Genomic DNA, 24,924 nt, shown 5'->3' with positions numbered 1-24,924 from the left:
ATATAATATTTAATTATTATTAGAATATTTTATCTTATTATTTTGTAATTTTTTTTATAAAAATTAATGATTTTTTCAATTTTTTGTTTGTAAATAATTTCAGATAAATGGTTTATTTGCTTTTATTGAATTAATAATTATTGTATAAAAGATAAAGATTGCAGGACAAAAAGAGCGGTTATATTTCAACTTTACTATCAAGAAGCAAAAGTATTGTTAAGTAATTTAAGAATCTTAAATAGAAATAGATTCTCTAAATTATCAGTAATATATAAGTATTAAGTGATTTAATCTGTATTCTCTTTAGTATGTAATATTTTATGTTGGGAAGCTTATTTGAGAGCTAAAAAATAACCGTTCGATTATTATGTAGAAATATTCTTTCTTCAAGAGCGAGATTTAAAGCTTTTGCCAAGACAGCTTTTTCTACATCTCGCCCTGCCTTTTGCATATCTTGCCAAGTGTAAGTGTGATTAATTTGTATAGTATCTTGACAAATAATTGGACCATCATCAAGATTATTATTCACAAAATGAGCAGTTGCACCAATCACTTTAACACCCCTTGCATGTGCTTGTTTATAGGGATTCGCCCCAATAAATGCAGGTAAAAAAGAGTGATGAATATTAATAATTTGATTGGGAAAAGATTCAACAAAATGTGCAGAAAGGATACGCATATATTTTGCTAAAACTAATAAATCGGGTTGCAATGTTTTGCAAAGATGGATTATCTGTTCTTCGTGTTGTTCTCGTGGGATATTTTCTGAATCTATAAAATGATATGGGATTTCAAATTTATTTACAAGAGATTCTAAATGGTTATGATTGCTAATGACTGCCAGAATCTTAGCATTTAAATCACTACTATTATGTCGGATTAATAAATCGCCCAAACAATGGTTTTCTTTTGTGGCAAAAATCACGATAGATTTTTGCTCTTGCTTACAAAGTGTAATCTCTGATTCACATTGCAAAGATGCTTTGATTTCTGCAAGTAGCTTCTCTCTTTCTACCTCACCGCTAATTTCGGTTCTCATGAAAAATATATTTTGTGCTTTATCAACAAATTCATTATTTTGTTCAATATTAAGATTATGTAATAATAAAATCGAGCTAATCTTAAAAACAAGTCCTTTTGTATCTTGACATTTAATTAAAAGAATATGTCTATTCATTTCTACCCTTATAACTAAAAAAATAAAAAATATATTTTTTTAGTTATAATTTTACCATTTTATTGTAGAATAGAAAGTATTATTTTGTAATTTTTAAGGAGTTTCTCATGAAAACAGATGTATTAAAAACAGCGGGAAAATTTGTTAGTGTAGGTGTTTTAGCAGCATTTTTAGTAGCTTGTGGTGGCGATAAAGCACAACCGCTTACATCAAATAAAGATGAACCTGCATGGGTAAATAATATGAAAGCGGCTAAGGAAGCGGCAAATTCATTAATTGCAGCTGTCGGTCAAGCTAAACTCTTAGATGGCAATATTAATTATGCGACAAACCAGGCGACTATGCAAGCGAGGATACAAATTGCACAAAGTGTAAGTGCAGGCGTAGAGCAAGCAATTAAAGATATGGCACAAAGTGATGGTTTAAAGATTTCTGAAAATAGCTTACAAGCAGCAAAACAAAAAGTAGAGGCAACTCTACAAAAAACAGAAATGGTGCAAAGATGGGTTGATAAAAGCACGAATCCACAAACACTTTATGTGCTTGTATCAATGGATAAAGAGGCTTATGAGAATGCTATGAAAAATACTAGTCAAGTGTTGAATATCGATGCAGATAAGGCAAAAAAGCTTTCTGATACAGTAGAGGAAATGCTAAAAAAATAAGTTTTTTCCAATAGAAAAATGATTTTTCTTTCATTAAAGGTGCTTTTAACTTTACCTGTATAAAAGCATCAAATCCCATAAGTTTTATTTTTTACTCATTCTTAATCTTTCAAGGATTTTATGCTCCATTGAATCTTGAATAAATAATTTTTAGATAAATTTTTAAGCTTATATAGGTTTTGCTTTAGAATGATATAGAGAAAAATATTCAAAATCTTTTTCGCTTCATTGATTTAATATAGTGAGTTACTCCAATTTCTTTTTAGATAGAGAAAATAAGTTTAGACTCTCAATCTAGCTTATTTATGCAAGAAAAGCATTGTTGTTTGAAATTGAATTACTATAAAGAGCAATTCATACATTCTTAAATGGTGGGAGATTTTCTACATAGACACTTTGACTTGGGAAAGCAAAGCTTAATTCACATTCCTTTACAATATCCATAATCTTAAAAATAATATTTTCTTGTACACGCAAGAAATCTGCCTTACCAACACTCTTGCTAAAACAATCTATCAAAATATTAATCGAGCTATCCGCAAGACTTTCGACACATACATACATGCTATTTTTATACCCTAAAAAATCATCAATAGAGATGATATTCTGTCGTAACGCAAGTCGATGGTCGGCTTCATCAAGTATTGCAGAACGATTAGTTTCTGTTGCAATTTCTGGATGATTTTTTAGCATTTCTGTAATTTTATTAACACAAAGTTGCAATTTTTCTGGAGTTGCATCATAGGTTACACCCACACTTATTTTTATTCTGCGTCCTTCTTTTCTGCGATTCCAATTCTTGATTGCTTTACCTGTAAGTTCATAGTTTGGCACAAATAAGAGTGCATTATCAACTGTTCTAATTGTTGTGCGACGCAAACCAATTTCAACTATACTTCCTTCAATATTTCCTGATGTAATCCAATCTCCTTGTGAGAAAGAATCATCAAGCAACAACATGACTGAAGCAAAGAAATTCGCTAATATATCTTTAATAGCAAGTGCAACTGCAAGACCTCCTAAACCAAGAGAAGCAATAATGGCAGAAACATTAAATCCTAGCTTTTTGAGTATAATTAAAATCGTGATAATTATAATAATGCTATAAAAAATCTTTAGAATCAAGTTAATAATCTCGCGTCTAAAACCATCATTTGATTTCTGTGCAATAGAATCAATAAGTGCAACACCGTAACTTTTAACAATTACAATAAAAAGCCATGCGATATTAATCACATAAAAGATTGAAAACCAATTTGCTATACGCTCTGGTTCTAAGGTCGGATAATATAAGATTTCAATGCTTACATTAATACTCCATGCAAGCAACCACAAAGAAATTGGCTTTAGGATTTGTTTTTGAATTTGTGTATGTAAATTCTTATCTTGCTTTGAAATATGCACGATAAAATCCATAAAATACATAATAACTTTTGCAATTAATTTACGCCATACCCAAAGAATCAAAAATAAAAGGATTGAAACTATAATTTTTGCAACAATAAGATTTGAATAATTAATAGGAATAATACTAGCAACTTCATCTAATATCCATTGCACAGTAAGATTCCATATTGTATTTTGTGGCACTAATTCAACAGATTTTAATTCAAGATAAGAAAGGATTTCAATATAACTTGCAAGTGTATTTAAATAGCGATTTTCCTGTTCTTTTAGAATCTTTTGTTGTTTGTTTGGTAATGATTGTGCAATATCAAATTTATTTGGAAGTTCTTTAAGTTTTATAATAGCCGGATTGAGAATATCCTTTGCTTTTGTTTGCTCTGAAAAGAAATCAAGTTGTTTGCGTAATAAGTCAATTGTGGTAAAAAATATCTTTTGTGCATTTAAATCCTGCATAATAAGATTAGTCCGCATAGCGAGGAAATCATTATGTAAAATATTTGATTCATTAAAAACTATCTCTTGTTTTTTATATTCAGTAACATTATTTGCAGCATTGAAAACAATTGGTTTTTTGTTATTGATAATATGCACAGGCAATGATTGGAGCATAATGTTTTTTGTTTCTTTTAATTCTTCTACATCAAGATATTTAAGGTTTGCTATATTTGGAATTGATTCGTGATTAATATTTTGAGTATGAGAATCTATTGTTTGATTGGTATCTTCAATGGTATTATCAGTCAAACCTTTATCAGATTCAATAGTAATCGTAGATAAATCTTGCTCTTTAACAAAACGCAATAACCAGTTAACTTTTATGAGAGAATCAATAATAAAATCAAAACTTTCTTCAAAATCTGCCCCATTTTTTGTATGGTGCAAGATGAATTTTTTATTTGATTCTGCTACTTGTGTTGTCGTATTGTGAGCATATAGATTTGTGGTAAAAGTTAATACACACAAGCTCAAAGCAAGGAGCAGTCTCATACTTGTTGTCATTCGCTTTAGAGAATATTTTGGAAAAATAAATGATAACTTCTGAATAGCTTGATGAATACAATAATAGAATCTTTTTTGTATAGAGTGTAAAGATGAAGAAAGGAAAGCGGTGTAATAAGATATAGAGAAATAACATATATGTAGCCATTGTCTTAAAATATTTATTTTATAATCTTTTTTAAAATTTTCTACTTGAGCAAAGATACTCTTTCTTTTTGTAATATTCATAGCACTCCTTGTTTTGTTTTTTAATTTTTTCAATAATGAATATAAAATATTTTAATTCAATAGAATCTTGCAACAAAAAAATGATGAATCCTATTGAATAATATGACTTACAAATTTAGAGTAATTATCCATAATTTCACCACCTTTTCTAAAACCTAAACCGCAAGATTCGTATGCAAAAAAAACATTTGCTTGATAAAATGAACCACTTTGTGTATTTAACGGATAAAACTCTTGATAAATTGCTTTATGGTTTGCATATTCACCATCTTTACTATTTATGGGTTGCCCTCGAGAATCAAGAATACTGACATTTGCACCCTCTCTACCAAAAGCGTGTTTTTTGACTTGTTTTTTGCCTAGAGGATTGTAGCTTGTTTCAAGTAATAATGGGTGATTTGGGAACAAATCCCATAGAATCTTTAAAATTCGCTTACTCTGAAAGAGTGCTGTATATGCAGGATTTAAGATAATGGCTTTTTGGTTTGCTATAATATCATTCAAGATTAAGGCTAGCTCTGGTTCATCAATAGCAATATTTTCCCAAGGAATAAGCTTAAACCAAAATTCAAAATTCTGTCCATTAAAAAATACACCATCTGTGGAACTTAACTCCGCTTCATCAACATAGCAAAAATCCGTTACAAGTCCAGCATTATTTGCCATGTCTTGCAAGAATTTAACGGTTCTATCCTCCTCAGCACTCCCACGAATACTCGAAAAAAGAATTTTCCAGCCTTCATACACTTCATCAAAATTACTTACATCATCACTAAGCGTAATGAGTCGTTTAAAATTTTGTGAGATTACTTCATAAACATTATTGAATTGAGCGTTAGCGTCATAACCATTTGCTTTCAATAAAGCGTATTGCACCGCTGATGTCTCATAAAGCATTGTCGGTGTATCAGCATTGAATTCTAGAAGTTTAATAGGGCTTCCATCAAGTCCTCCTGCAAGATCAAATCTACCATAAATGTGCCAATGTACATCTTCATTAAAACTTTGCACAATTGTATCCACTAAGCTATTTGGTATATCTAACTCATAAAATAAATTATTATCAATAACATATTGAGCTGCTTCAACAAACATATCATAAAGTTCATTGCATGCTTCGTAGTAGGTTTCAGCTTCAACTTCACTAATATGAATAAGCTCATTAGTAATATAATCTGTATTATCCGGATCTGTGTGCCACTCTAAACCAATTTGTTCAAATTCTTCTTTATGAAAAGGTTTTAATTGGGTAATCTGCATAAAACTCCTTGTGAAATACTAAAATGATTTATATTGTTTGAAAAGTTGCAAATACAATATTAAAATTATCATAGAATTATATTGAATATGATTTAATAAACATAGTTTTTTTAGAATCTTGATACAAAATTACAATTCAGGGGATGGCTTGATTGTTTATCTCACAAGAAAAAGTTTTCAAAAAATTGATAAGGTGACTGAGTAGTTTTGATAGCTATATCAACTTTTATTCTGATTGGATATAGAGCAACTTGATAAATTTATGTTTATCTTTGAATATTTAAAATCATAATAAGGTTTATTTTTTACTTTGATTATTTTTTGTAATTCTCTATATAATATAAATTATAAATCAATTCTAATTTTGAAAGCTTTTTATCTAAGTAAAATAATTTCAATGAAAGAACCTATAATCCCTAGAAATCTTGAGATTATAGGATTACATAGAGATTGAATTATGGTGGGTTACTATAAAATTATTTTTACAAGATTGTCAAAAATAGTAATTTTATAGTAAGGATTGATTTGGAAATTATAATACTTCAGCATCAATAACATCATCATCTTTTTTCTTGCTTTCTGTGTTATTTCCAGCATTATTTTGTGTCCCAGAAGGATTTGCACCTTGTGCTGCAATAATTTTTGTAAAGACTTCATTAAGAGTTTTTATCTTAGATTCTATCTCTTCTTTTGAGGCATCTACATTTTTAAGTGTTTCTTTAAGTGCTTCTTTTGCACTTTCTACCTCGCCCAATACTGCTTCATCAACTTTGCCTTTATTCTCTTCTTTACGCATATCTTCTAAGCTTTTTTCTACTTGATAAACAAGACTATCTCCTTGATTTCGTGCTTCAATTGATTCTTTTCGTTTTGCGTCTTCTTCTTTGTGGAGTTCTGCATCTTTTACCATTTTTTCAATCTCTTCATCAGACAAGCCACTTGAACCTGTGATTTTGATTTCTTGAGTTTTGCCTGTATTTTTCTCTTTTGCTGATACAGTTAAGATTCCATTTGCATCAATATCAAGTGTTACTTCAATTTGAGGCACACCACGGGGGGCTGCTGGTATGCCTTGTAAATCAAAGTTACCTAATTTTTTATTATCCCGAGCCAATTCGCGTTCCCCTTGAAAAATTTGAATTGATACGGCAGGCTGATTATCTTCTGCAGTAGAGAAAACTTGAGATTTTTTTACTGGAATTGTTGTTCCTTTCTCAATAATCTTAGACATTACACCACCCAAAGTCTCAATTCCAAGACTAAGAGGAGTTACATCAAGTAAAAGTACATCTTTTACATCTCCTTTTAATACTCCTCCTTGAATTGCCGCACCAACAGCAACAACTTCGTCTGGATTCACTGATTTATTTAAATCTTTACCAATAAATTCTTTTACTCTTTGTTGCACTTTTGGAATCCGAGTTGAACCACCAACCATAACAACTTCGCTAATATCTGTTTTACTTAAACCAGCATCTTTGATGACAGCATCTATTTTCTTAATGGTATCTTCAATCAAATTACTAATAAGGCTTTCAAATTTTGCACGAGTAAGCTTTTTTACTAAATGTTTTGGACCACTTGCATTAGCTGTAATAAATGGAAGATTAACTTCGGTTTCTTGAGCTGAACTTAATTCTTTTTTTGCTGCTTCAGCAGATTCTTTTAAACGTTGTAATGCCATGACATCTTTTTTTAAATCAATGCTTTCATCATTTTGAAATTCTGCCGCAAGCCAATCAATAATTTTGTTGTCAAAATCATCACCACCAAGGAAAGCATCACCACCCGTTGCCAATACTTCAACAACACCATCTCCTGTCTCAAGCACTGTAACATCAAATGTCCCACCACCCAAATCATAGACCATGATTTTTTCAGAATCTTTTTTATCAAGTCCATACGCAAGAGCCGCTGAAGTTGGCTCATTAATGATTCTCAAGACATCTAACCCCGCGATAGCACCAGCCTCTTTTGTTGCTTTTCTTTGTGCGTCATTAAAATATGCTGGAACGGTTATAACAGCTTCTTTAACAGGCTCTCCAAGATAGCTTTCAGCATCTTCTTTGAGCTTCATAAGGATTTTTGCTGAAATCTCTTGTGGCGTATAAATTTTATCAGAGATTTCCACAGCACATGCACCATTTCTATCAATGATTTTATAAGGGAGTCTCTTTTCAGCCTCTTTTGCTTTATCTTCACTAAACATTAATCCCATAATTCTTTTAATTGAATAAATTGTTTTTTGAGGATTTGTGATTGCTTGTCTTTTTGCAGGATCGCCTACTAAAATCTCACCTTTATCTGTAAATGCAACAATAGAAGGGGTTGTATTTTTTCCTTCTTTGTTTGCAATAATTTTACCTTCATTACCTTCATATACAGCCATTGCTGAATTTGTTGTTCCTAAGTCAATTCCTATAACTTTACTCATGATTTATCCTTTTTCAATAAAAATTAATTATAGATTCTTTAGAATCTTTGTCTCTAAGATTTCTATTTCTTGAGATGGTTTTTGTATCAAAACAATAAAAAGATATTCTAAAATCGTTTCATACTATGCAATAAAACTCTCATTAAGAGTATGCTAAAATATTTCACGAATTTTTTACAACGCTTACCATAGCAGGTCTGAGCGTCCTTTCTTTATATTTATATCCTTTTTGTAAAACTTGTGCTATTTGTCCATCTTCCTTATCGGGATGATTAGCATGCATAATAGCATCATGTAAATTGGGATCAAATTCGTTATCTGTATCTATTACCTCCATACCATGGTTTTTAAAAACTTTATGGAGATTATCAATAGTGAGCTTAATACCCTCTGCGATTTTCTCTCCACTTTCAACAAGCTTTGCAGATTCTAAAGCTTTCTCTAATGTATCAGCAATAGGTAAAATATCTTTCAATATTTTCTCATGTGCATATTCTAGTGCTTGAGATTTCTCTCTTTCCAGTCGCTTTTTTACATTTTCAAAATCCGCATGTGTTCGCAAATATTGGTCTTCTAATTCCTTAATTTTTTGTTTTAATGATTCTATATTATCTAATTCATTAGATTCTTGAGTAGAATCTTCATCGATATTTTCAGGTGGCGATTCTACGTATTCTTCTTCATTAGACATTTTTGCTCCTTTCATTTGTTAAGATTAAAGATTTTGTAAAAATCTTTATGCAAAATTCGTAAAACCTAATTCTGCATAAAAACTTTTAAAATCCGCATGAATACTACCGATACTCATCATGCGAACTTGCTTGTTTTTGCACAAGTGTCTGTCAAGATAACTTGCATCATGAATAATCGCCATGTATCCATTTGGTAAAAATTTATCAAAGTAGATTCCATTTTGATACCTTAGTAATACACGAGCTTGGAATATTTCATTAAACTTCGCAACATCTTTATAAAGTATGTCTTTTAAAAACTCACTACCATATCGCAAACTTGTTTGTTCAAAATCTACTTGCTCCAAAGCAAGCAATTTGCGTTTTAACTCACCTGCACCCACTTCATTTGCAATTTTGATAATATCTTGAATATCCATATTTTTAAAAGATTCTAAAAATCGCAAAAGTGCTTCAGAGAAATTTATAACAGCTTCATTACGACTAAATTTTAAAATCAAATAACCATTTCCACAATCAATAACCTCATGAAGTATATTATTTGTTTTTGGTATCGTAACACAATAAATTTCATAACATGCACTAAGACTTTTTATACATTTCGAATCTATATGAAGATTCTCTTTTACCAATACATTCAAAATTTTTTTCCAATATGAATGTAGAGTTGAATTTGTAGGTATCCTCCCGCTACTAATATGTGGTTGAAATAATGCACCCTCTTTTTCAAGAATCTTAAAATAATTCCGAATAGTTGCAGAAGAAACTTCAAAATTCTGTCGGGACTTTAAGACTTCCGAACCAATCGGTTCTTTATTTTTAATATATTCTTGAATGATTCCAATAAGTAATTCATTCTTGATATTCATAAATAACCTCATGTTTTTTAGGTCTTTGGAATTATAGCATAAAAAGTAAATGATTTTAGCACTTATATAAAAAAATTGCTAAAATTTATAAAACTTTAGTATATATATATAAACTTTATTAATATATTTTACTAAATAAACATTAGTTAAATATATTAATATACAGAATATTTTGCGGATTCCATCTCGAATATCATAGAGTCTAGAAAGCTAAGTTGCTTACTAGAATTTTAAACTATAAAAAAAGATTATATGGATTTCCTTAACATAAAATTAAGATTACATTATTGTAATATTTTAGGTTTTGATAGTATCATGTGTTATTAACCATCTTAATGATAAAGCCCTAATTAATGCACTTAGGCTTAATTAATTTTTGCGTAGTTTTGATACTTGTAATCCTGCCATTTATCACGATAAGAAACTTGAAATATAAATATTTTTGTAGAGTTATTTTTATAGTTTAAGCTTATTTTAATTTTTTTATGGTTATAATTCACTTTCTAGTCTGTATTACGATTTTAAGAGAAGGCTCGATAGCTCAGTCGGTAGAGCAAAGGACTGAAAATCCTTGTGTCGGCAGTTCGATTCTGCCTCGAGCCACCACTACTTTTTTGTATATCAAGAGATTATTTTTATATCATTCATCACAACTCATAAATTATCAAACAATCCTCTAATTAAACTGTATTTGTTGTTATTACAACTCGAATATTTGAGATTCTAAAATTACTTCATATAATACAACATACCCAAACCATACTATTAAGATAAGAGATAATTCTTTATTTATCCCCGCGTTGATATTTATTTAAGTATTTAAGAGTAAAAATGTTCAAGTGCAGAATCTCTCATATCATTTTCTAAAGCATTAATGTTATAGAAAGAAGATATACAACAAGAGATAATAATACCATGTATAATATATTCCAAAGTAGTTTCGAGAAAAAATATTAGTAAAGATTTAAAATTAGAGAGTGTTTTTAATGTAAAATGTTTCATAGATTTAGATTCTATGGCTATAATTTGCGATTAAGGTTTTATTTGATAGCTATAATAGAATCTGTTAATCTTAAATTTTTAAGGAGAAAACATGGCTAAGCGCGTAGAACACGATTTTATCGGTGAATTAGAAATTGAGGATAATGTATATTATGGCGTGCAAACTTTTAGGGCATTGCAAAACTTTAATATCACAGGGGATAAGCTAAGTAGCTACCCAAGCTTTATTAAGGCTTTCGCACAAGTCAAAAAGGCAGCGGCTTTGGCAAACTTTGATTTAAAATTGCTTGATGAGCAAAAAAAAGATGCAATTTGCAAAGCATGTGATATGATTATATCAGGTAAGCATCACGACCAGTTTGTTGTGGATATGATACAAGGTGGTGCAGGAACAAGCACGAATATGAATACAAATGAAGTCGTGGCAAATATTGCCCTTGAGATACTAGGACATAAAAAGGGAGAGTATCAATACTGCCATCCAAATGACCATGTCAATCTTTCACAATCTACGAATGACGCATATCCTACTGCCATACATGTGGCTTTGTTTGATGAATTGTCATCTTTGGCAAAGGATATGGCAGTGCTTAAGCAGTCTTTTATTAATAAGTCAGAAGAGTTTAAGGACACATTAAAAATGGGACGCACACAGCTTCAAGATGCTGTGCCTATGACTTTAGGACAAGAATTTCATACTTTTGCCGTAATGATAGCAGAAGATATTGACCGTGTGTTAGAGGCTAGAAATCTTGTTACTGAAATCAATATGGGTGGAACTGCTATTGGAACAGGGATTAACTCTGACCCAAAATATCCAAAAATTGTTGCTGAAAAGCTATGTCAAGTAACAGGGCATGTATTTAGAACCGCAGGTGATTTGATTGAAGCGACACAAGATACAGGAGCGTATGTGCAAGTGAGTGGTGTCCTTAAACGCGTTGCAGTGAAGCTTTCAAAAATTTGCAATGACTTGAGATTGCTTAGCTCTGGACCTCGTGCTGGATTAAATGAGATTAATCTCCCTAAAATGCAACCCGGAAGCTCTATAATGCCCGGTAAAGTCAATCCGGTAATCCCCGAAGTCGTCAATCAAGTATGTTATGCAGTTATCGGGAATGATGTAACCGTGAGCTTTGCAAGTGAAGGCGGGCAACTTCAACTCAATGTCTTTGAACCCGTTATTGCATACGGACTTTTCAATTCAATCTCAATGATGAGAAATGCTATGCTGACACTCGCAGAAAAATGCGTAGATGGCATTACAGCAAATGAAAAAGTATGCAGTGATTTTGTCTATAATAGCATAGGTATCGTTACTGCACTCAACCCTTATATCGGCTATGAAAACTCTGCTTCTATCGCAAAAGAATCTCTCCAAACAGGCAAACCAGTCAAAGAAATTGCATTAGAAAGAAAACTTCTTAGCAAAGAACAACTTGATGAAATTTTCCAACCTCAAAATATGCTAAATCCTCATATGAGCGCAGAGGATAAAGCGAAGTTTCAAAAGCATTCTCCATTTGTTTAGAATCAAAGAGACTTATTTTATCATAAATCTAGATGATATGAGTCAATGAAAATATCATAAACTATCAATGTAAAACTGATAGCTATCCATATTTATAAGAGTATTGTATTGAGATACTCTTATAATTGTAACTTTTTAATGAAGCATAAATATCTCTTACATTACGATCGCTACTTGTTATAATTTAGCATTGAAATTCTTTATTGTAAAAATTAAGCATTTATCTCAAAATATAGTCATTTACATAATCTAAGTTTGTTTATTGCATCAAGCTGATGTTGTAGTCATATATACTCCTATTTTGTTATAGATATTGATAAGGTAATCCTTTCTTTGTGATTTTACTATAATGAGAATCATGAAATATTACAAAAGTATTTTAGAAACATTCATTCTCTTAAAGTCTTAATAAATATTTTATATAAAAACCCAATTATATTCTAGAATAGGATTTGTAAAAAGGATTTATTTCATTATGATATAATTACAACTTTTATATTTTGTGTTGAGGTCTATCAATGAAAAAAAAAATTATAATATTTTTTGCTATTTCGCTCTTTCTATTTTTAGTAGATCAAGCAATAAAATATCAAATTATAGCTATTGCCAATCCACAAGATCTTGATGGCTTTACGATGATTCTTGATATGCCTGTTATTTCTATCGCCTTAGTTTTTAATACTGGTGTGGCATTTTCATTTTTAAGCGAACTTGGGGAATGGTTAAAATATATACAAATTGTTTTTATTATCATAATTTTTGGAATCTTGATCACACAAAAACAGCTTTTTAAAGAACATTATATTCCATTTGCAATTATGCTTGGTGGCGGTGTTTCTAATGTGCTTGACCGATTTTTGCATGGTGGCGTAGTAGATTATATTTATTGGCATTATGGATTTGATTTCCCAATTTTTAATTTTGCTGATGTTATTATTGATTGTGGGATTGCTATTTTTATATGGCAAGTGATATTTTCTAAGAAAATAAAGCAAAAATAACATGACATAATAAATAAAGGATAATAATATGTATAGAAGTGAGTAAGAAATTAGGGAGTGGAAACTTTAGATTCTATCAGGCTTTTATTTTAGAAAAGATTTGTTGCGAAATTTCTTGGACTTTTTTGTGTGGGCAATTTACTTTTTGAGATTAGCTTGATTGATGTCTCTTATTTTAACTTTAATGAGTGTATATGTGATATTTTCTTCTCAAATGAACTCAAAATGATTCTATAAATTCAGATTACTTCCTTTTACATTATAGAATCTATCGTTTGAGCTGTTTTATCAAAGTGTAGATTCTGTAATTATGGCTATTTTCAAAGCCTAAGCCCTGCTTCATTTGTGAGACTTAGGCGTTGCAATGTGGGGAGATTTTAATTAAGATACATTATAGTATATTGAGGAATGGGGAATATATCAAGGCGATTTAGAAGAAGAGGGACAGCTTGGTTTTTAGATTTTATGGATATTTTATAAAATTTTAGGCAAGTAAGATTGATTTGATTCTATGATTATAGAATCAAATCAAAAAATATATTTGAAAATAAAATATTAAGAGTAAGATTTGTATTAAAATAAAGTCTGTTTTGGTTCTTGTGGCAAATCCTTGATATAAAATATGATTTTCTGTTCTTTGATAAAATCAAAGATATTGATACATTCTATATTTAATTCATTGCACATTCTAGGGATTTTGATATTTTGACGCTCTTGTTTATCGGGTATTTTTTCATTGCTTACTATCGTATAATTATCTTGCAATGCAACTGCTATAAGCCACGCATCAGCTTTATTTGCGTCAGCAAATTTCTCTTTGGCATTTTGCCTAAAGTTCATTAATTGTGCTGTTTGTATAACTTGGCTATATGATGATAAATACTTTTTATCATCTATGAAAAATGATAGTGGTAATTCATTAATAAAATTACTAATAAAATCTTTTTTAGAAAGTAGCTCTTGTTTAACTTTTCGAATAGTTTTTATATGCGAAGTATTGCTTTGTATCTTCAGCCAAATCCAAAAGTCTGGAAAGAAATCATTTTGATAGTATCGCAATGAAGAATCTAAGAAAAATTTGTATCCAATAAATATTTTTCATAATTTCAACACCTCTCTAATACCCTTAAAATATTTCATCTCCTTAATACCCAAATACTGCATAGCAAGATTAAAATCTAATTTATTATTGAGTGTTTGTGTTAAGATAGCTTGTGTGAAATTTTGACTATTTTCTTTGATAATTTGTTTATAAACTTTATGCTCATTATTTGGAGCATAAGGCTTTTTTGGAGGTTTATTTTTGCATTCCTCTATAAATTCATCATAGATTTTTTGTGAAATTAGTTTAAGCCACCTTGCTTTTGTAGCTATTGCTTCATCACTTGCTAGATTAAATTCATGAGATAACTCATTTAGATTTTGCTGTATATTTTTATTTTTATTCCACTTGCTTAAAATCCTATCTTTTGGGATAAGAATCTCACCGGCAATAGCATTACATAATTTTTCTATTTTGGTATTTCTATTATATGAAGTAGTAATACCATTGTATCTATACATAATATGAGCTAGTTCATGTAGAATAGTAAAGATTTTACCCTTGTATGAATCTTGATTATGTAAAAATATCACAGGTGTGTATTTATCATAGAGACAATATCCTCTAAACTCATCAATATCTAAACTTCGAGTATTTTTTCTATGTATTCTACTTGATATAAAAATAAGATAATTTTCTTTTTGTAGTAAATCAATAATTTTATTTAGTGCTTCGTATGGTTTTTTAGGTAATTTTTCAAAGTTAATAAGGGATGTAATGGCTTTTATAATCTCTTGCTCATTATAATATTTTTTTATATGTTTTGCTTCTTCGCCAATAGAGATAAGATAATCTCTATACCATTCTTGTTTATATTCACTCTCTTTTACAGAGTTAATTAAAGTCTTGGAAATACTATTTTTATTATTTTTGCTTCGTAATTCTGGGATTTTAATTTTTTCTTTTGGGAGTTCTTGTAAAAAGAGATAACCAAAAGGAATATTAAGATACTGCGAGAGTTCTACTAAATTAGTAGAAGAGATTTTTATTGCACTTTGAGTGGGATTTTTGAGAAAAGATAAAAATTTATTTGCATTATCTTTAAATATAGATTGAGCCATTGTATCAATAGGGATATTGTTTCTGGATATAGCTTCATTTATCACTTGTGCATTTGGCAGCATACTTTCCCTTGCAATCACTCTAAAAATATTACTACATATCGACTTTAGGCTAAAAGTCTTAAGATTCTACAATCCTAATCTCTTCATCGCTCAAATTATACAATTTATACACTAAAGTATCAATTTCAGATTCTAGCATATTTGTATTGAAATGAGAATCTTTTGCTTTAGATTCTAAGATTCTCTCCACCAAAGCCTTGAATCTTTATCTCGTCTATTTCGATATTTTTAAACACTAAAGTTTTAATTTTTGTATTACTAGATTCATTGAAATGTAAATGTATTGGCATACTTGTATAAATCATCGCTACTTCTCTACCTTGATTATCGTGAGTAATGCGGAGTTCTATCTTTTTATCAGGAGAGTTTTGCTTAAGCCACTTTAGAAATTCCTTGAAATTAATAGTATTTTGATTACTCTCATATTGTTCACAAGATTTGAGATATGTAAGAAGATTCTGTGTATCTATTGACATTATGCCAAGTATGCTGATTTCTCTCACAATTACCCTTATCCTAAATAAATTTACTCTTGAGATTATATAAGATTATGTGTGAGATAGTCAAATTTTCTGTAATAATTTGGTTTGGTGGAGTGTAAATATGCTTGATTATGAGGAGCTATATCGTTGTCAAGGTATAGCCCATAAAGGTCTTGCTTGGCGTAATCTTTAAGGTAACTAGAGGGATAGTGATATTTGAGATTTTATCCATTAAGCTTTATTAACACTAGAAATAATTTTGCTATTCTAATCACAAATTTTATTCTCCTAAAATCTACTAAAGATTATGTTAATGAAGTGATTGGAAATATAGGGATTTTAAAGATTCTAATATTATACCTTAATTATCATTCAAGTTATAAAGTTGATATGAAATTTATGTAAGATGCTACCTCTACTCCTTTTTATATTAGTGGTAAAATCTTTGTTTTAGTTTCTAAGATACTTTTTATTAAAAGAATAAATTTAATAGTCTAAATATTATTCTTTCAAAACTATTTGTATATTGTTGAGCAATATCTTTAATGCAACGAATAAATTCATCACAATCTAAATAATAGTTTGGATAGTTTTTTTCTAAATCATCTAAACTATATGATGAAATTAAAACAATATCTGCCCCATCTTTATATCGTTTTAATTCTCTTTGATTGTAGCTTGTTAAGGCTTCTTTTTCACTATCAAAAGCATTTATTTTAAGAATATTATCACTCCCTTTCCCTTCTATTGCATCTATAGCTCGATTTACATCCAATGTAAAAATAATATTTTTAGGAATTTTTTTATTATCTATCTTTAATGCATCTAACACCTCTTTAATGTTGCTAGAATATTTAGAGATAACTTCTATTTCTTTTAAATATTTAGAATAAAGTATCTTGATTATTTTAACTTTACTTTTTAATGTAATTTGCATTTTGCTGCTATAGTTTTCATGCCAATCAATAATTTGAGAAATATTTTTAAAAAATAAATTAAGTTGGTCATTTTTATATTCATGTTTAAAATCCTTGTCTTTAATTGTACTAATTACCTCTAATGATGTAGCCCATAAATGTTGTAATTTGGTTTTAATTTGAATTTCTACATAATATCTATTTTGAACTTTTATAATTAAATGTAGGCACCTATAACCATCTTCTTTTGGCTGTTGTATGTAGTCATCTACAGTATCAAAGATAAATTCTGTATTTTGTTTAAAACTATTTTCTAGTATATCTTTTATCATATAAACATTTTGTAAATTATTGTCAGTAACAATTCTGAAACCTAAAATATCTTGCATCTGTGTTAATCTTGTAGAGCTTTCTCTAAGCTTTCTTTTAATTGATGAATATCGTTTTAACCTCGATGAAAAAGAAAATGTAAAATTATTTTTGAGTAAATTATTGATATTATCCATTAATATTTTTTTGAAATATAAATGTTGATTTCTCCACTCATCTATAATTTTTTTATGATTAGAATTAATAATATTATCTTCTTCTTGTCTTATTGATGCCCCTATTTTATCTAGTTGTGTTTTACTAATCATATTCACTTCTTATCCCTACAACCCTAATCTCATCATCGCTCAAATTATACAATTTATACACAAGCAAGTCAATCTCATTTTCCCATTTTTGCGTATCAGTGGTAGAAACTTTCGCCTTAGATTCTAAGATTCTCTCCACCAAAGCCACTATCTCATCGCACAAAGCTTTGTTGCTAGAATCTATCTTGAGTGGTAGGAAGTTTTTCTACATATTGCTTTATCTAGCGAATACTCACCTTATTCTTGCCTAAAATTACTTGCTGGCAAATGCAAGATAGGTGCAATATATTTTGAGGAATAATGAATGCGTTGAAGTGGCATTGAGCAAAGAATAAAAGCTTACTAAAACTATGTTTTATATCGTATAAATTTTTCAAATATTTCAATAACAAATTTACATTTATTTTTAATTTCTGGCTCTAAATCTTCATCTTCTTTATTATGATTTAATGTTTGTATATCACCTGCGGTATATTTTTGCTCAATATCTATATTCTTAAGGAAATCATTGTAACATTTTGTAAAATCACTATCATCATCAAATACAATAGCAAATACTTTCTCTAAAAGATTTCTTGGTAAGTCTTTTATGCTAGATTCCAAATATTCTTTTTGATTTTCCACATAAGATTTTAATTTTTTATAAATTTCTTGTGCTTCGTTACTATTTTTTAATTCTTGCAGTTTTTGTATCATAGAAATATAATTATTCTTTTCAATTTTTATAATTATTGTCTTATTCTTTTCTTTTTGTTTTAAACATTTATTTATTTTTATTAATACATTTTTATCATGGGATAAGATAAAAAGTTGCCCTCTTATTCGATCATCATGAATAATTTTATTTGTAATATAATTAATTATTTTATCTTTATTTTGAGAATCTAGGCTAGTGATTGGGTCATCAATAATTAATATTGGGCATTCTTGTAATGATTCTAAACTTGCTAAATAGCGATTGATAAAGTAAATTACAGATACAATGGTTTTTTCTCCCTCGCTTAAATTATTTTTGCAGTCTATCCATTTTCCATCACAATCTTTTCTTTGTGTTTTGTAATGAGAGTCTGAAATTTTTTCAAATCGAATATCATTATAAAACCATTCATTTAAATCACTATTTAATCTATCAAAAGAATCTAACTTTTTAATCTCTTCATCGATTTTATCAATCTGTTTCTCTCGTTGTGCAATACATTTATCAATACAAGTTATACGATTATTTAAGCTATTAATTCTTTGATGAATTTCATTATATCTATCTTTGTCTTTAGCTATAAAATGTTGTTTAATTTTCTTAATATTTGTATCAATTAAGCTTTGATATTGTGTTTGTTGTTGATTGTGGTATGTTATTAACATAGGAATATTATCTGATAGAATTTCCTTTATAGGATATTCAAATTTATTATCAACTTGTAAAAAAATATCATCTTTATTTGGAGTGTCTAATTTTTCTTGAATTTTTAAAATAATTTTTTCAATCTCTTGGATTATATGTTTAGTATAATCAATTTGTTGTATTCTTAAATTATCAATATCAATTTTGCTATCTAATATGAGCTTAGAATTTAAATTTTTATTGCACCACTCTTCATAAGATATAAGCTCATTTTTTATTGATTCAAGAATTTTTTAGCTTTTTGTAATCTTTCTATAAACTCATCATATTCTTTGTTAAAGTGTTCTTCTAGTTTTTCCCATAGTTTGACTTTTGTAATATCTTGCTCACATAATGGGCATTTGTTATTATAGTCTTTATGTTTATTCTTTAAGTTGAGAGCTATTTTGGCAAGGTTTTCAAATTCAGAATCCTCTTTAAATTTTTGAATAGCTTTATTTTGTGGTGTTTGTTTTAATATTTCTTTTAATTTATCAATACTATTATTCATAAGTTTTTGTATTTCTTTAAAATTATAATCATTAATTATAGGTGGTATAGTATCGGCTTTATATTTTTGTGCTTGTTCTAACTCATTATCATTAAGCAAAATTGCTGTATTAAAATATTCATCATTAATACCAGATTTTGTGTAACTTTGGTCTGTCTTATATTTTTTAGAATCTATTTTTCGTAAAATATCTTTTGTATTAGAAGCAATCGATTTTTTTAATTCATCTAGCTTTTGATTTTCTTGATTAATTTCTGTTTGTCTATCATTCTTAAGTTTTTCTAGTTTTTCAATTTTTATTTCAAAATATTGTTTCTGTTGCATAAACTTACGAATATTATCACCTACATAAAAGCTCCTAAAATGATGTGCATCTTCATTGATATATAAAATTTGTCTTTTATATTTTTCATTATAGATAAATAGTTTGTATGATTGTTGAGAGCATTCAAAATTATCATTGATACCATTATCATTGCTAAGATTTTCTTCTATGAATTCTACAAATGAGCTTTTGCCTTGTCCATTATAACCAAACACTAAATTAATCTTTTGAAAGTCAATACTATCTAATTCTAAATTATTAAAGCTTTTATGACGGATATTGTGAATTTTCTTTATCATATCTACTCCTTGTTTTCAATAATTTTAATCTCCTCATCACTCAAATTATACAATTTATATACCAAAGTATCAATTTCAGATTCTAGCATATTTGTATTGAAATGAGAATCTTTTGCTTTAGATTCTAAGATTCTCTCCACCAAAGCCACTATCTCATCGTATAAAGATTTGTTGTTAGAATCTACCTTAGGAAAGCTAAAATTATCTAAATAAAGTGGCATAAGCCTTACGGCAGAACTCAATTTTGTGCTTGAGTTTGATATGAAAAACCAAAAAAGTTTAGAGTTTAAAATTCCCAAAACAAACCATTGAATCTTTTCAAAATAATATTCGCACTCTTGTCTAAATATTACACTATGGATTCCTGCATTATGGTAGATTCCGACACTATCAAATCCAAATCGTGGAAAATTAAGTAAATCGGGGATTATAATTTTTTGTTGTTTATATATATTTGCATTACGCAGAGCAGAAAATTTATAAAAATTAGTATTATTTGTTTGAATCTTTCTCTCCATAAGAATGGATTGCAAATGAGAAAGATATTGATATGCTCGAGGATATTTTTTACACATATCTTGCGTTTGAAGTAGAGTATTGTCTTCCTTATCGTATGGATACAAAAGATATTTACTAGGTGTGGCAAATTCAAATCTTTTTATATCTTCTCCATACATAAACGGAACTAAAATTTCGGATTCTATTTCAAAAATTCCATAATCATTTTTGACTTTTGCTACTTTTCCTTTGTTTAACATATCAAAGAGAAAAATTTTATCATTACCGCTTGATAGACCCTTAGCAATATGGGCTATATCACTAAATTTATACATAAATTTTTTAAGTTTTATAATCAAGTTATTTGTAGAATCTAATTGAAAGGTAAAAGATTCTATATTTAAATCTGATTGTGCCTTAAGTAAATGTGTAGAGTCGCTTATTTCTGCAATATTCTTATTGTATTTTATAAAATCTAACCTTCCTATATTCGTAATAACGATTTTAGAATCCTTATTTGGCTTTTGTTTGTAAAGTATAATTATACCAACATCAACGCTTGCACTATCAAATACTTTAATGCCTGTGAAATCGACATAATCACTTATTCTACATTCGTGGAGTAAAAAGCTTTGCAATGCTTTGCCATATTCTGCTTTTATCCATTTGTTTGAAGTAACAAAACTGATTATAGAATCTTGTTTGACAAGATTATGGGCTAATTCAAAGAAATAGATATAAATATCAGCTAAACCATGAAATATTTTATATTTTTTCTTAAAAAAGTTTTTAAATTTTATAATCTCTTGCTGTCGAATATACGGCGGATTGCCAATGACTAAATCAAATCCCATAAAGTCGCCATTGCTATCTAGCACTTCGGGGAATTCAAACCGCCATTCAAACGCATTTTCATCATTGATAAGATTCTCATAGTTTGCCAATGCTGCAATAAGCCTTGCTAAATCTTTTTCATAGTCTTTCTTTGTGGGGATTTTAGGAATGTCAAGTATCTTGTGAAAGTTAAAGGCATTGAGATACGCATTGAGCGAATGTTTGAGAGAATCTGCTAATTCCTTACCTTGTATCATTGCCTCGTCAATGCCTTTGTAGCCATAGTTTTGGAGATAGAGTGAGAGGCTTTGCTTGAAGTGGAGATATTCCTTACTCAACTTATGAAAAAGCCTTAGGATAAAGTCCTTGCTCTCTTTGATTCTGTCTTTATGCAATGTCTTTAAATCGCTGTTGGTTTCATTCTTATACGCATTCACGCTTCTTTTATATATCTCTATTTGCATAGGGAGTTTGTTGTTCAAATCATTTGCCATCGTGGCAAACTCTGCTTGTGATTCAAGACTCGCACTTTTGTTAAGCAAATCTTTGAGCTGTTTGCTAAGATTGTCTTGCGTAATGTGTAAATCTATATTGCTTACCAAACTATTCCCACACTTGATATTTATATCGATATTTGGGAGGGTTTCTAGGCGTTTGTTTGGTATGTCCTTGTAGAAGCTGTATTTGAGGAGTTCTATCCATAATCTTAGCTTGGTTATCTCGCATGAGTTGGGGTTAATATCTACGCCAAAGAGACAAGATTCTATAATTTGCCTTTTTGCATAAAATATTCCTTTTTGGATTTTGTGATTGTCTATATTCTCGTGTGCGGGGAGTGTGTAGTCAAAGATAGTATTATTCTTATCATAGATGACTATTTCATCATTATGCAGTCTCAAGCGAATGTCTTTGAGACGCGTATATGCGGGGAGATTTGGGGTATTATGAGTCTTGCTAGAAGTGTGGTAATCTCTATTTGATTGAGATTCTATGTCATTGCGAGAGGCTTTAGCCTCGTGGCAATCTATTTTGTGATGAGATTCTATGGATGCTTCAGGTAAGCCCTCAATATGATGATAGGTTTGGATTGCTTCGCCTTGCTCGCAATGACGAGTGGGATTCTGCTTTGCTTCACTTGTAATGACAGGTTTATCACTGCAAGGATAACTTACTTCGCATAAGATTCTAAGCTCGAATTTGAGCAAGATAAGCTCATTGAGGGCAGATACGAGGAAATGCCCACTCCCCACGGCTGGGTCGCAGATATGTATAGAATCAAAGATTGTGTTTGCCTCATAGTAACCATTTTTTTCATCAGTGAGCTTATCGATTTTGTGTTTCAAATCCTCTAAGCTCTCACATTCCCAACCCTTTACACTATTAAATTTCTCTATCACAATTTTTCGCAAGGACTGCTTGCACATATAGCTTGTGATAAAGCTTGGCGTATAGAAGCTCCCCTCCTTGTAGCCATTGAGCTTCTCAAAGACTAGCCCTAATACAGCGGAATTGATGAGCTTATCATAGTTGGTTTTGGTGTGATTAATGATGTCTTTTGGTGTGGTGGTGAAATTATAGGCGTGTAAAAATGCAAAGAGATATTCCAAAAGTGGCAGGGTAGGGCTATGAGATTCTATCTTAAGAGTTTTTGCAAGGGTGCTATCTTTGAGCAAAATAGAATCTCGAGAAATCGATAGAGGCTTAGAGCTTAAAAGCTTGATTTCAGCTCCTTGCCTCTCTAGTGCGTTTTTATCAAAGAGGCTTGAATTGAGATAGGGGATTTGGGCTAAGAGTGGCGGTAAGTCTTTATCGCGTTTCTCCTCATCTTTGGCTAGCACATCAAAGAATAGTGTGTTGAGTGCAAGGAAATTAGGAAGTGAGTTAATATCTAAAAATGGCTTGTCGATATGCTTAAACGATAAGAGCATAGATTCTAAAAGTCGCAAGAAAAGTAAGCGATTATTCCACGCAGTAATGAGAGTAAATATCGTCTCAAATTCTTTCTCACGCTCGTAACCAAAAGCATGAGTGATAGAATCTAAAAGGGTATTTGGTGTGTCGCTATATGTGATAAGCTCCTTGCCATTTTGGCTTATCTCGCGTAATCCCAAAATATAGAGCAATTCATCATAAAAGGCTTGATTGAGCGTATTGGCGTCAATATAGCGTTTGTGTTTGAGTAGGACTTCGGGACTTAGGGCTTGGTAGAGGAGTGGGAGTTGTGGATCACTTAAGTTTGTATCAAATTGAAAATAAGTATATTTTATGGGTTTATGAAAGTTATTCCCCCCCCCCCCCCATAAGATAAGATTCTAAGTCTTTATAGAATTTATCAGTGCTTGTCTTTATTCCTTCTTTTTTATCGCAGTTTTTATAGTATTGCTCGATTGTTTTATTATCGATAAATCTCTTCAATTCATCGGCATCGAAAATAAAAAATTCTATAGGGTTGCAAAGTATGATATGTTTTATTTCGTTATTGCCCTTGTGATATTCTCGCAAAAAATACAACACACTTTCGCACAAGGCTTTTGAGAGAGGGTTATGTTTATTTTTTGGAAATTCATTTTTATTATTGATTCGTTTCGCCTCTATGATGACTTTTACCTTATTGTCATCATAAATTGCAGAATCTATTTGGTTTTTTGTATTGATTCTATAATGAAACACTTTTTTGAGAAAATCATTGATTTCATTTTTTTGATATTCTTCGTTATCTTGTTGTGTGCTTCGCTTCAGGTAAGTATGCAAGTGTGCTTTAAAAGCTTGTAATTCTTCATTGGTCGGCTCTATCGTGTGATAGTCTGTGAGAAAATCCTCGAGTGGAATGTAGTGATAAGTCATTTGTGTGCCTTTGGATATTTTAGAGTATTCTCATTACTGCAAGCTAAATCCTGTGAATATTTCATATTTATGGATTTTAGAATGGGATTCTCCATAAGAAGATGAGGCTATATTATAATTCAAAGTAAATGTCCAAGCTTTGCCTTTTTCACTTTCAAATATTCTTTATTATGTTCATTTGGTTCAATAATAATGCTATCACGAACGCATTTTACATATTTTTCCATTTCGGCAATTTTTCGTGGATTATTGGTAAGAAGTTTGATTTGTTGAATCTTAAAATGCTTAAAAATCTCTCCAACAATATCATATTTGCGTTCATCTTTCCCAAAGCCTAATGCTTCATTTGCTTCTACCGTGTCCATGCCCGTATCCTGCAAGGCGTAGGCATTCACTTTATTGAATAGCCCGATACCTCGTCCTTCTTGTCGCAGGTAAATAAGCATACCGCCATTTTTATAAATCTCTCTCATTCCGTAAGCTAACTCTGGACCACAATCACATTTCTTTGATCCAAAAACATCTCCTGTTAAGCATTCTGAATGTATGCGAACAAGAGGTGTATCAGGAAGTGGGTCTGTGAAAGCTACTAAATGTTCAAGAATGTTTCCATTGTCTTGATATTCACGAAATGATTTAATTTTAAAATACCCATATTGTGTTGGTAAATTTGCTTGATTAGAAACTTCAAATTTCATAATAGC

At 30.0% G+C, this 24,924-nt stretch carries 18 protein-coding genes, 1 tRNA gene and 2 pseudogenes; 4 read left to right on the top strand and 17 right to left on the bottom strand.

Annotated elements, in window-relative coordinates; translation table 11 throughout:
- Positions 1 to 343 precede the first annotated feature (343 nt).
- The gene (gene purU, locus CQA53_RS05860) at positions 344 to 1,177 is read right to left on the bottom strand and encodes a formyltetrahydrofolate deformylase (protein WP_115543093.1); all 834 of its coding nucleotides are present in this window, start codon (positions 1,175 to 1,177) and stop codon (positions 344 to 346) included.
- A 107-nt stretch (positions 1,178 to 1,284) separates the two neighbouring features.
- Between purU and CQA53_RS05855 the strand changes: the two genes are divergently transcribed.
- Positions 1,285 to 1,842 carry an LPP20 family lipoprotein gene (locus CQA53_RS05855; protein WP_115543092.1) on the top strand — a complete coding sequence of 186 codons (558 nt, stop codon included), beginning with the start codon at positions 1,285 to 1,287 and terminating at the stop codon, positions 1,840 to 1,842.
- A 354-nt stretch (positions 1,843 to 2,196) separates the two neighbouring features.
- Here CQA53_RS05855 and CQA53_RS05850 read toward each other — a convergent pair whose 3' ends face one another.
- From CQA53_RS05850 to CQA53_RS05830, 5 genes are all read right to left on the bottom strand, one after another.
- Entirely contained in the window at positions 2,197 to 4,476 is a 2,280-nt protein-coding gene (locus tag CQA53_RS05850) for a mechanosensitive ion channel family protein (RefSeq protein ID WP_115543091.1), read from the bottom strand.
- 90 nt (positions 4,477 to 4,566) lie between these two features.
- A complete protein-coding gene (locus CQA53_RS05845; RefSeq protein WP_115543090.1) occupies positions 4,567 to 5,736 on the bottom strand; it encodes a glutathionylspermidine synthase family protein in 1,170 nt (389 codons plus the stop codon).
- Between the two features lie 532 nt (positions 5,737 to 6,268).
- Positions 6,269 to 8,170, bottom strand: coding sequence for a molecular chaperone DnaK (gene dnaK / locus CQA53_RS05840; protein ID WP_115543089.1), 1,902 nt, complete (start codon positions 8,168 to 8,170; stop codon positions 6,269 to 6,271).
- Between the two features lie 163 nt (positions 8,171 to 8,333).
- The gene (gene grpE / locus CQA53_RS05835; protein ID WP_245945718.1) at positions 8,334 to 8,861 is read right to left on the bottom strand and encodes a nucleotide exchange factor GrpE; all 528 of its coding nucleotides are present in this window, start codon (positions 8,859 to 8,861) and stop codon (positions 8,334 to 8,336) included.
- A 45-nt stretch (positions 8,862 to 8,906) separates the two neighbouring features.
- Entirely contained in the window at positions 8,907 to 9,731 is an 825-nt protein-coding gene (locus tag CQA53_RS05830) for a heat-inducible transcription repressor (RefSeq protein ID WP_115543087.1), read from the bottom strand.
- A gap of 530 nt (positions 9,732 to 10,261) precedes the next feature.
- Here CQA53_RS05830 and CQA53_RS05825 point away from each other — a divergent pair.
- From CQA53_RS05825 to lspA, 3 genes are all read left to right on the top strand, one after another.
- Positions 10,262 to 10,337 (top strand) — tRNA-Phe (locus CQA53_RS05825).
- A gap of 487 nt (positions 10,338 to 10,824) precedes the next feature.
- Positions 10,825 to 12,264, top strand: coding sequence for an aspartate ammonia-lyase (aspA, locus tag CQA53_RS05815; protein WP_115543085.1), 1,440 nt, complete (start codon positions 10,825 to 10,827; stop codon positions 12,262 to 12,264).
- A gap of 518 nt (positions 12,265 to 12,782) precedes the next feature.
- Positions 12,783 to 13,265 (top strand): signal peptidase II, encoded by a 483-nt coding sequence (lspA, locus tag CQA53_RS05810; protein ID WP_115543084.1) that lies wholly within the window; start codon positions 12,783 to 12,785, stop codon positions 13,263 to 13,265.
- A gap of 573 nt (positions 13,266 to 13,838) precedes the next feature.
- Here lspA and CQA53_RS05805 read toward each other — a convergent pair.
- The 11 genes and pseudogenes from CQA53_RS05805 to ribA all read right to left on the bottom strand — a co-directional run bounded on the left by CQA53_RS05805 (position 13,839) and on the right by ribA (position 24,921).
- Positions 13,839 to 14,354 carry a DUF4411 family protein gene (locus tag CQA53_RS05805; protein ID WP_281271170.1) on the bottom strand — a complete coding sequence of 172 codons (516 nt, stop codon included), beginning with the start codon at positions 14,352 to 14,354 and terminating at the stop codon, positions 13,839 to 13,841.
- Between the two features lie 9 nt (positions 14,355 to 14,363).
- Positions 14,364 to 15,491 (bottom strand): ImmA/IrrE family metallo-endopeptidase, encoded by a 1,128-nt coding sequence (locus CQA53_RS05800; protein WP_115543082.1) that lies wholly within the window; start codon positions 15,489 to 15,491, stop codon positions 14,364 to 14,366.
- A gap of 58 nt (positions 15,492 to 15,549) precedes the next feature.
- A pseudogene (locus CQA53_RS05795) lies at positions 15,550 to 15,687 on the bottom strand (type II restriction endonuclease); the annotation flags it as partial.
- Positions 15,659 to 15,994: a hypothetical protein gene (locus CQA53_RS05790; RefSeq protein WP_115543080.1), complete on the bottom strand. Its 336-nt coding sequence runs from the start codon at positions 15,992 to 15,994 to the stop codon at positions 15,659 to 15,661. The gene CQA53_RS05790 and the pseudogene CQA53_RS05795, both read right to left, overlap by 29 nt.
- A gap of 451 nt (positions 15,995 to 16,445) precedes the next feature.
- Positions 16,446 to 17,528 (bottom strand): nucleotidyltransferase family protein, encoded by a 1,083-nt coding sequence (locus CQA53_RS05785; RefSeq protein WP_115543079.1) that lies wholly within the window; start codon positions 17,526 to 17,528, stop codon positions 16,446 to 16,448.
- Positions 17,521 to 17,691, bottom strand: a complete 171-nt coding sequence (locus CQA53_RS05780) for a type II restriction endonuclease (RefSeq protein WP_115543078.1) — start codon at positions 17,689 to 17,691, stop codon at positions 17,521 to 17,523. The genes CQA53_RS05785 and CQA53_RS05780 overlap by 8 nt, the downstream gene beginning before the upstream one ends.
- 185 nt (positions 17,692 to 17,876) lie before the next feature.
- Positions 17,877 to 19,133: an AAA family ATPase gene (locus CQA53_RS13525; RefSeq protein WP_281271169.1), complete on the bottom strand. Its 1,257-nt coding sequence runs from the start codon at positions 19,131 to 19,133 to the stop codon at positions 17,877 to 17,879.
- Positions 19,134 to 19,144: 11 nt separating this feature from the next.
- The gene (locus CQA53_RS13520) at positions 19,145 to 20,044 is read right to left on the bottom strand and encodes an AAA family ATPase (RefSeq protein ID WP_115543076.1); all 900 of its coding nucleotides are present in this window, start codon (positions 20,042 to 20,044) and stop codon (positions 19,145 to 19,147) included.
- Positions 20,045 to 20,046: 2 nt separating this feature from the next.
- Positions 20,047 to 23,472: pseudogene (locus tag CQA53_RS05765) on the bottom strand (type IIG restriction enzyme/methyltransferase); the annotation flags it as partial.
- A 184-nt stretch (positions 23,473 to 23,656) separates the two neighbouring features.
- Positions 23,657 to 24,220, bottom strand: a complete 564-nt coding sequence (locus tag CQA53_RS05760) for a DUF7149 domain-containing protein (protein ID WP_115543074.1) — start codon at positions 24,218 to 24,220, stop codon at positions 23,657 to 23,659.
- Between the two features lie 119 nt (positions 24,221 to 24,339).
- Complete coding sequence (gene ribA / locus CQA53_RS05755; RefSeq protein ID WP_115543073.1) at positions 24,340 to 24,921, bottom strand: GTP cyclohydrolase II; 582 nt, start codon at positions 24,919 to 24,921, stop codon at positions 24,340 to 24,342.
- Between the last annotated feature and the right edge of the window lie 3 nt (positions 24,922 to 24,924).

The organism is Helicobacter didelphidarum, from assembly GCF_003364195.1.
GTDB lineage: Bacteria > Campylobacterota > Campylobacteria > Campylobacterales > Helicobacteraceae > Helicobacter_A > Helicobacter_A didelphidarum.
This window is presented reverse-complemented; position numbering and strand designations above follow the sequence as displayed.